Source organism: Streptomyces sp. NPDC008139, assembly GCF_042957025.1.
Classification (GTDB): Bacteria; Actinomycetota; Actinomycetes; order Streptomycetales; family Streptomycetaceae; genus Actinacidiphila.
Genome location: NZ_JBIBHM010000028.1, coordinates 22115 through 28246, shown reverse-complemented (window position 1 = coordinate 28246; position 6132 = coordinate 22115). Strand labels below are relative to the sequence as shown.

The 6132-nt window shown below is 70.3% G+C and carries 5 protein-coding genes; 3 read left to right on the top strand and 2 right to left on the bottom strand.

Translation table 11 applies throughout. The annotated features are described in order from the left end of the window. Nucleotides 1–190: 190 nt before the first annotated feature. The gene (gene dxs / locus ACFZBB_RS34080) at nucleotides 191–2203 is read left to right on the top strand and encodes a 1-deoxy-D-xylulose-5-phosphate synthase (protein ID WP_391130891.1); all 2013 of its coding nucleotides are present in this window, start codon (nucleotides 191–193) and stop codon (nucleotides 2201–2203) included. After that, nucleotides 2190–3641, top strand: a complete 1452-nt coding sequence (locus tag ACFZBB_RS34075; RefSeq protein WP_391130888.1) for an aminotransferase class III-fold pyridoxal phosphate-dependent enzyme — start codon at nucleotides 2190–2192, stop codon at nucleotides 3639–3641. The genes dxs and ACFZBB_RS34075 overlap by 14 nt, the downstream gene beginning before the upstream one ends. Nucleotides 3642–3701: 60 nt before the next feature. Here ACFZBB_RS34075 and ACFZBB_RS34070 read toward each other — a convergent pair whose 3' ends face one another. After that, on the bottom strand, nucleotides 3702–4559 hold the full coding sequence (locus tag ACFZBB_RS34070) for a tyrosine-protein phosphatase (RefSeq protein ID WP_391130885.1): 858 nt from the start codon (nucleotides 4557–4559) through the stop codon (nucleotides 3702–3704). A 214-nt stretch (nucleotides 4560–4773) separates the two neighbouring features. On the opposite strand from ACFZBB_RS34070, the gene ACFZBB_RS34065 reads away from it, so the two are divergent. Further along, nucleotides 4774–5565, top strand: a complete 792-nt coding sequence (locus ACFZBB_RS34065) for a GDSL-type esterase/lipase family protein (RefSeq protein ID WP_391130882.1) — start codon at nucleotides 4774–4776, stop codon at nucleotides 5563–5565. On the opposite strand, the gene ACFZBB_RS34060 is transcribed toward ACFZBB_RS34065, so the two are convergent. Further along, on the bottom strand, nucleotides 5566–6027 hold the full coding sequence (locus tag ACFZBB_RS34060; protein WP_355342846.1) for an ATP-binding protein: 462 nt from the start codon (nucleotides 6025–6027) through the stop codon (nucleotides 5566–5568). Between the last annotated feature and the right edge of the window lie 105 nt (nucleotides 6028–6132).

Here is a 6132-nt window from a genome sequence, read left to right as displayed (position 1 = left end):
TGAGGTCATCAAGACCGTGCCGGAGTCGAAGATCGTCGAGACGCTGATCGAAGAGGCGATGAAACTCGCCGAGCAGATGGAGGCCGACGGGACCACATCGGGTGAACGCTCCGTGACCGTCGGCGGCCAAGCCGTCGCGGGAACGGTCGGCTGAACATAGCAATCCCGGCAGGGGGAACGAGGTCCACTTATGTCGATGCTGGAGAACATCCGAAGCCCGCGCGACCTGAAGGCACTGCCCGAAGGCCGGCTCGACGAACTGGCCGCCGACATCCGGCAGTTCCTGGTCCAGGCCGTGGCCAGGACCGGCGGCCACCTGGGACCGAATCTGGGGGTGGTGGAGCTGACGATCGCGCTCCACCGCGTCTTCGACTCGCCCGCCGACCGGATCCTGTGGGACACCGGCCACCAGTCCTACGTCCACAAACTGCTCACCGGCCGCCAGGACTTCTCCAAACTGCGCAGCAAGGGCGGCCTGTCCGGCTACCCCTGCCGCGCCGAGTCCGAGCACGACGTGATCGAGAACAGTCACGCCTCCACCGTCCTCGGCTGGGCCGACGGCCTGGCCAAGGCCAACCAGGTCAAGGGCGGCGACGACCATGTGGTCGCCGTCATCGGCGACGGCGCGCTCACCGGTGGCATGGCCTGGGAGGCGCTGAACAACATCGCCGCGGGCCGGGACCGCCCGCTGATCATCGTCGTCAACGACAACGAGCGCTCGTACGCCCCGACCATCGGCGGTCTGGCCAACCACCTCACCACGCTGCGCACCACCGACGGCTACGAACGCTTCCTGTCCTGGGGCAAGAGCGTCCTCCAGCAGACCCCGGTCATCGGGCAGCCGCTCTACGAGTCGCTGCACGGCGCGAAGAAGGGCTTCAAGGACTCCTTCGCCCCGCAGGGCATGTTCGAGGACCTGGGCCTGAAGTACGTCGGCCCGATCGACGGCCACGACATCGCCGCGGTCGAGACCGCGCTGCGCCGCGCCAAGCGGTTCAGCGGCCCGGTGCTGGTGCACTGCCTCACCGAGAAGGGCCGGGGCTACCCGGCCGCCGAGCAGGACCAGGCGGACCGCTTCCACACCGTCGGCGCGATCAACCCGCTCACCGGCCGCCCGCTCGCCCCGGTCGGCGGCCCGTCGTGGACCTCCGTCTTCGGCAAGGAGATGGTCCGGGTCGGCGCCGAGCGGCCCGACGTCGTGGCGATCACCGCGGCCATGCTGCAACCGGTCGGACTCGAAGCCTTCGCGAAGGCGTATCCGCACCGGGTCTACGACGTCGGCATCGCCGAACAGCACGCCGCTACCTCGGCCGCGGGCCTGGCCACCGGCGGACTGCACCCGGTGGTCGCGGTCTACGCGACCTTCCTCAACCGCGCCTTCGACCAGGTCCTGATGGACGTGGCGCTGCACAAGTGCGGTGTCACCTTCGTGCTGGACCGGGCCGGGGTGACCGGGGTCGACGGCGCCTCGCACAACGGCATGTGGGACATGTCGATCCTCCAGGTCGTGCCGGGGCTGCGGATCGCCGCGCCGCGCGACGCCGACCAACTGCGGGCCCAACTGCGCGAAGCCCTCGACGTGGACGACGCGCCCACCGTGATCCGCTTCCCGAAGGAGACCGTCGGCGAGCCGCTGCCCGCCGTCGGCCGGGTCGGCGGCATGGACGTGCTGCACCGGCCGTCCGAGGGCGAGACGTCCGACGTGCTGCTGGTCTCGGTCGGCGCGCTCGGCGCCACCTGCCTGTCGGTCGCGGAACTGCTGGCCGGCCGCGGTATCGGCGTCACCGTCGTCGACCCGCGCTGGGTCAAGCCGGTCGACGAGGCGCTGCCCGAACTGGCCGCGCGCCACCGCATGGTGGCCGTCGTGGAGGACAACGGCCGCGCGGGCGGCGTCGGTTCGACCGTCGCGCAGGCGCTGCGCGACGCGGGCGTGGACGTGCCGCTGCGCGACTTCGGCATCCCGCAGCAGTTCCTCGCGCACGCCAAGCGCGCCGAGGTGCTGGCCGACATCGGACTGACCCCCGCCGAGATCGCGGGCCGGATCGGCGCGGCCCTGACCCGTATCGACACCCGTACCGACACCCGGAACGGCGGCGCGCGTACGGTGACGGTCGGGGAACCGGCCGGGGCCGCGGACGACACCGCGCGGGAGGCCGTACCCATTCACGTACGCAAGGAGCAGGTGAGCGATGACATCGTCTGAGAGCAGCGTGGGCGAAGGGCCCGCCCCGCAGGCCGGCGGCGAAGTGCCCGGTCCGGCCAAGGGGTTCGACCTGGCGACGCTGCTCGCCGAGCGCGGCGGCGAGCGCTACGACCTGCACGCCAAGCACCTCAACCACCAGCTTCCGCGGATGCTGCACACCATCGGCTTCGACAAGGTCTACGAGCGGGCCGAGGGCGCGCATTTCTGGGACGCCGACGGCAACGACTACCTGGACATGCTCGCCGGATTCGGCGTGATGGGCGTCGGACGGCACCACCCGGTGGTCCGCAAGGCGCTGCACGACGTGCTCGACGCGGGGCTCGCGGACCTGACCCGCTTCGACTGCCAGCCGCTGCCCGGCCTGCTCGCCGAGAAGCTGCTCGTCCAATCGCCGCACCTGGACCGGGTGTTCTTCGGCAACAGCGGCACCGAGGCCGTCGAGACCGCGCTGAAATTCGCCCGGTACGCCACCGGCAAGACGCGCGTCCTGTACTGTAAGCACTCCTTCCACGGACTGACCACCGGGTCGCTGTCCGTCAACGGCGAGGCCGGATTCCAGGACGGCTTCGCACCGCTGCTGCCCGACACCCCGATCGAGGTGGGCGATCTCGAAGCGCTCGCACGGGAGTTGAAGCGCGGCGACGTGGCGGCGATGATCATCGAGCCGATCCAGGGCCACGGCGTCTACATTCCGCCGCCCGGATACCTGCGCGCCGCCCAGGAGTTGCTGCACCAGCACAAGGCGCTGTTGATCTGCGACGAGGTGCAGACCGGCATCGGCCGCACCGGCACCTTCTACGCCTACCAGCAGGAGGAGGGCGTCGAGCCCGACCTGCTGACCGTCGCCAAGACGCTCTCCGGCGGATACGTGCCGGTCGGCGCCACGCTCGGCAAGGACTGGATCTTCAAGAAGGTCTACTCCTCCATGGACCGGGTGCTGGTGCACTCCGCAAGCTTCGGGTCCAACGCCCAGGCGATGGCGGCGGGACTGGCCACGCTGTCGGTGGTGGAGGACGAGCGGCTGGTCGAGAACTCGCGGCTGATGGGCGACCTGCTGCGCGCCCGGCTGGCCGCGCTCACCGACAGGTACGAATTCCTGAAGGACGTCCGCGGTCGCGGCCTGATGGTCGGCATCGAATTCGGCCGCCCCAAGTCGCTCGGCCTGCGCAGCCGTTGGACGATGCTCCAGGCCGCCCGCAAGGGGCTCTTCGCGCAGATGGTCGTGGTGCCGCTGCTCCAGCGGCACCACATCCTCACCCAGGTCTCCGGCGACCACGTCGAGGTGATCAAGCTGATCCCGCCGCTGGTCGTGAACGAGGCGGACGTCGACCGCTTCGTGACGGCCTTCACCGCCGTCATGGACGACGCGCACGGCGGGGGCGGTCTGATGTGGGACTTCGGCCGCACACTGGTCAAGCAGGCGGTCGCCAACCGCTGAGGCGCACCGCCGGGACACGGACGGGGCCCGTACGCCGCGCGTACGGGCCCCCGAGGGTTCTCAGTCCGTCAGCAGCACGTCCCGCAGCCGCTCGCGCCGCTCCTTCGTCAGGCCCAGGCCCTCCTCCAGATAGCGGTCGACCGAGCCCCACTCCTCGTCGATGGTCTCGAAGGCGGCCCGCAGGTACTCCGCCCGCGCCTCGAAGAGCGGGTCGAGCAGCGCCATCACCGCCGGGTCGATCTCGGAGCCGGTGCTGCCGTCGCCGCGGCGCACCCGGTAGCGGCGGTGCCGCGCGTTGCTCTCCAGGTAGTCCGCCTCGATGGCGGCGCGCTCGACGCCCAGCGCCAGCAGGATGATCGCGATCGATGTACCCGCGCGGTCCTTGCCCGCGGCGCAGTGCAGCAGCGCGGGGACGGCCGGGTCGGCGGGCTCGGTGAGCAGTTCGAGCATCCGGGCGTGCTCCGCGGTGCGCTCGCGGATCAGGGTGCGGTAGGACTGCGCCATCCGCTCCGCGGCGCGGCCCTCGCCCAGTACCTCCTCCAGCGCGGCCAGGTCGCCGTTGCGGACGGTGTGCCAGAAACCGGCGTTGTTGTTGTTCGCCGGGTCGCTGAGCGGGAGGTTCACATTGACGGTGCCCGGCAGGTCGACGTCCGGGCCCTCGACGCGGATGTCGTCCCGGTTGCGGAAGTCGAAGATCGTGTGCAGGCCGAGTCCGGTGAGGAACGCGGTGGCGTCGGCGTCGGCGTGCGCGAGGTGGCCGCTGCGGAACAGCACGCCCGGCCGTACCCGGCGCCCGTCCGTCGTGGGCAGACCCCCGACATCCCGGAAATTGCGCACACCGGTCAGTTCGGGCTCTGACAGCGCCTCGGCTATCGGCTCGGATCCGGTCGGGTCGGTCTGCGGCAATTCCTGCGTCACCGGTGATCCTCCTACCTCTCATACGTCGCGACCTGGGGCACCGCCGACGATACGGCAGCGCGGAACACCACGTACCGAACGGTATGTGTCCGGTGCGCCCTCACCCGGTGGCGTATTCCTTCCGGACGCCTTTGGCCTGGTGGGATGAATCACGTCGCGTCAACCCCTCCTTACGGTCGCGTAAGTCACACCCGGAGGAGAAAGATGGTCCGACGTGGCTGACGATTCGCAAACAGACGACAACGGTGCGATCGGGTCGTACACCGCGGTGGGGGACAGCTTCACCGAAGGCGTCGGCGACCCCGGTCCTGACGGTATGTACGTGGGCTGGGCCGACCGCCTGGCCGTACTCCTCGCCGACCGGCGCGAGGAACACACCTTCCGCTACGCCAATCTCGCGGTCCGCGGCCGGCTGCTCGACCAGATCGTGGCCGAGCAGGTGCCGCGCGCCAAGGAGCTCGCTCCCGACCTGGTGACCTTCTGCGCCGGGGGCAACGACATCCTGCGCCCCGGCGGTGACCCCGACGCCGTCGCCGAGCGCTTCGAGGCCGCCGTCGCCGATCTCAGCGGCGCCGTCGGCACGGTGCTGGTCTGTACGGGCTTCGACACCCGCGACGTACCCGTGCTGCGGCACCTGCGCGGCAAGATCGCCACGTACACCGCGCATGTCAGGTCCATCGCCGACCGCTACGACTGTCCGGTGCTCGACCTGTGGTCACTGCGCTCGGTGCAGGACCGCAGGGCCTGGAGCGACGACCGGCTCCACCTGTCGCCCGAGGGGCACACCAGGGTCGCGCTGCGCGCCGCGCAGGTGCTCGGCCTCGACGTGCCCGCCGACCCCGACCAGGCGTGGCCGCCGCTGTCCCAGCGGCCGGCCTCCGCGGTGCGCAAGGACAACATCCAGTGGGCCAGGGAGTATCTGGTGCCGTGGATCGGACGGCGGCTGCGCGGGGAGTCCTCCGGCGACGACGTCGAGCCGAAGCGGCCCGATCTGCTGCCGCTGTAGCTAACAAGAGGGCGCGGGGTGTACGGCCAGTTCGGCCCACACCACGCGCCCTGTTCCGTCCTCCGCGGGTTCCGATCCCCAGGCCGTCGCCAGCACGCTCACCAGGAGCAGTCCGCGACCGCCCTCCTCGTCCGCGCCCGCGTCGCACGGTTCGGGCCTGCTGGAGCCCCGGCCCTGATCGGTCACTTCCAGCCGTATCACCGCGCCGCGCTGGTGCACGACGCAGGTGATCTTCTCGCTGTCGGTGTGCCGCACCGCGTTGGTGAACAGTTCGGTCACCACCAGGCTCGCGTCGTCCACCAGTTCGGGGCACACGTTCCACTCGCTCAGCCGGTCGCGTATCCGGCCCCGGGCGTCGGCCACCGAAGCGCTCTGCGCGGGCAGCCGAAAGACGTCGTGACGGCCACAGCCGCCACCGGTGTCATGGCGCTCGCGTCGGAGAGCGTTGGGTGAAGGAACCACTCCGTAACTATGGGGCTCGTGCCGGACACATGGCAAGGTCCGTTCTGTAATTTGCAAATTCAACAGAACACGCTGTCGCTGACGCTGACGACATGCCACACTGCT

What these genes read in the sequence shown, in the direction of transcription:
- ACFZBB_RS34075 (WP_391130888.1), top strand. Translation starts at nt 2,190, where the DNA reads ATGACATCGTCTGAGAGCAGCGTGGGCGAAGGGCCCGCCCCGCAGGCC.
- dxs (WP_391130891.1), top strand. Translation starts at nt 191, where the DNA reads ATGTCGATGCTGGAGAACATCCGAAGCCCGCGCGACCTGAAGGCACTG.